Origin of the sequence: Actinoplanes sp. NPDC048791 (assembly GCF_040650095.1) — a bacterium.
GTDB lineage: Bacteria > Actinomycetota > Actinomycetes > Mycobacteriales > Micromonosporaceae > Actinoplanes.
Map to the genome: position 1 here is coordinate 1 of NZ_JBEZGQ010001180.1, position 2,377 is coordinate 2,377.

Annotated in this window: 2 protein-coding genes and 1 pseudogene; all 3 read right to left on the minus strand. The window is 72.6% G+C overall.

The features are described 5' to 3' along the window. Nucleotides 1-745: pseudogene (locus AB0C29_RS44000) on the minus strand (vanomycin resistance protein VanB); the annotation flags it as partial. A 52-nt stretch (nucleotides 746-797) separates the two neighbouring features. Continuing rightward, nucleotides 798-1,247 (minus strand): hypothetical protein, encoded by a 450-nt coding sequence (locus tag AB0C29_RS44005; protein WP_360833695.1) that lies wholly within the window; start codon nucleotides 1,245-1,247, stop codon nucleotides 798-800. Further along, nucleotides 1,244-2,092, minus strand: coding sequence for an N-acetyl-1-D-myo-inositol-2-amino-2-deoxy-alpha-D-glucopyranoside deacetylase (mshB, locus tag AB0C29_RS44010; protein WP_360833697.1), 849 nt, complete (start codon nucleotides 2,090-2,092; stop codon nucleotides 1,244-1,246). The genes AB0C29_RS44005 and mshB overlap by 4 nt, the downstream gene beginning before the upstream one ends. Nucleotides 2,093-2,377: the final 285 nt, after the last annotated feature.

Here is a 2,377-nt window from a genome sequence, read left to right on the forward strand (position 1 = left end):
CCTCCGCGCACACCGTCACCGACTTGTCCCCCACCCTCACGGTCACCGCCGCGGCCTCGGCCGGCACCGCCAGGTCCGCGACCAGCGCGACGCCCTCCTCTCTCCTGGTCGCCGGCGGCCGGGACACCAGCGTGATCGTGGCGATGCCGCCGACCAGCCAGGACTGCCGGACCGCGGCCGCGGCGGCCGGCACGTCCAGGCCCTGCCCGGCCGCCGGGTAGGTGGGCTTCGGGACCAGCCCCGCGTACGTGATGCCGGGCTTCTTGAGCGTGATCTTCGTCGGGTCGAGGCGCTCGCGCAGCGCCTTCTCCAGCCTCGCCTCGTCCAGCTCGATCACCGGCGGCACGCTGCGGGTGCCGGTCAGCCGCGGGCTGCCCTTGATCGCCTTGCCGACGCTCAGGTCGACGTTCAGCCGCAGCCCGAGGTCGGCGGCCGCCAGCGAGAACCGCTCCCCGGCCAGATCGATCGCGACCGGGGCGCCGGTGCGCGGACCCACCGCGTCGGTCAGCGCCCGCTCGGCCTCGGTGCGGGACTTGCCGCCGAGCTCGACACCGAGGATCTCGGTGCCCCGGGGGACGTCACCGCCGTACACCCAGGCGGCCGCGCCGGCCCCGGCGATGAGCACGGCGGCCACGGTGCCGACCGCGACGATCCGCTTGCGGCTGACCGGGCCGTCCGCCGGTGGCGCGGCCGGCGGGGACACCGTCGCGGAGGCCTGGCCGGTGGGGGTCTCAGAGGCGAACACGGCGCAAGTGTGCAGGCCGGGGCGCCGCAGCGACAAACAACACGAGTGGTCGTCACTGCTTTGTGACAGGCGGCCTCTTCAAGATCAAACGGTACGTGTAGACCGCGAAGGTCAGGCTGCCGACCAGGATCATCACCAGCGCGACCCAGTCCTCGCCACTGATCAGATAGTCACCCTCGGTGGTCCGCGTGCCCGCCGCGAAGAACATGATCAATGTCCAGAGCGCCCACGGCACCGCCAGCGCCCAGCGCCGGCCCACCGTGGTCACGGCGAACCAGCAGAGCGCCAGATTGGCCAGCACGGCCGCCGGGACGGCGACGCCGATCGGCACCCCGCCGAGCCGCAACGGCGACAGGAAGATCTCCAGCGCCGCGGTGAGCACCGTGGCCAGCACGGCGATGAGCAGTCCGGCGACCCGGAAGGTCAGCTCCAGCGCCCGGCCGGGCGGAGCAGGCGGCGGCGGGTCGGCCGTCGGGGAGACCGAGGGGGCTTCGAGAGTCATCGCCCCACCACGTTGCTGAACAGGTCGTCCTCCCACTTGTGCGGGCCACTCACCTCGCCACGCTCGCCCTTGACCAGGGTGAAGTACTCCACGCCCATGAACTCGCCGCCGAAGTCGCCGGCGATGCCGTACAGCCAGGAGTTGTCCGGGATCTGGGTGGCGTGCGCGCGCATCGCGGCCACCTTCTGCTCGTAGAAGTCGGTGCCGTCGATCCGGGCGGCGATCTCGTCGTCCGGGTGGCCGAACGGGAGGTCCTCGACGTTCTCCACGTCGGCGAACGGGTTGTCGTCCATCCCCTTGAACGCCTCCATGCCGCCCTCGAGCACGCTGCGGGGCATGGCGGTCCAGTAGATCTTCTCCGGGCCGAAACCCTCGGCCTCGGCGAGCTCGGCCGCCCGCATCGCGACCCGGTGCGCCTGGATGTGGTCCGGGTGGCCGTAGAAGCCGTTCTCGTCGTACGTGATCAGCACCTGCGGGCGTACCTCCCGCATGACCTCCAGGCACTGCCGGGCCGCCTCCTCCAGGTCGGCCTGCCAGAACGCCCGGGGATGGTTGTTGGTCTCCAGACCCATCATCCCGGAGTCGCGGTAGCGGCCCGCGCCGCCGAGGAAGCGGTGGTCGGTGACGCCGAGGGCGGCACAGGCCCGCTCCAGCTCGACGATGCGCCAGCCGCCGAGCTGGTCGGCCTGGCGTGCCTCCAGCTGCGCCAACGCGGGCACGTGGATCTCGCCCTCCTCACCCAGCGTGCAGGTCACCAGGGTCACCTGGGCGCCCTCGGCGGCATACCGGGCCATGGTGGCGCCGGTGCCGGTGACCTCGTCGTCGGGATGGGCATGCACGAGCATCAGGCGGCGTGCGGGCAGCGCGTTCGTCACGCGCGCCACTCTACGCGCGAGCGCCCGGCGGCCTCGCGTGTGCGGTTTGCCGGGCGCGAGGGGCCGGTGATCAGCGATGCTGGTCAGCGTGGAGTATCCCGAACTCGCGGACCGCACCGGCCGGTTCCGCTTCGGCGCCCCGCACGCCTTGACGGTCGGTGACGACGGCGCGCGGGTGGCCTTCCTGCGCTCTGCCGGCCCGTACGACCCCGCGCCGGCGTTGTGGGTGCTCAACGTGGCCACCGCCGCCCTCAC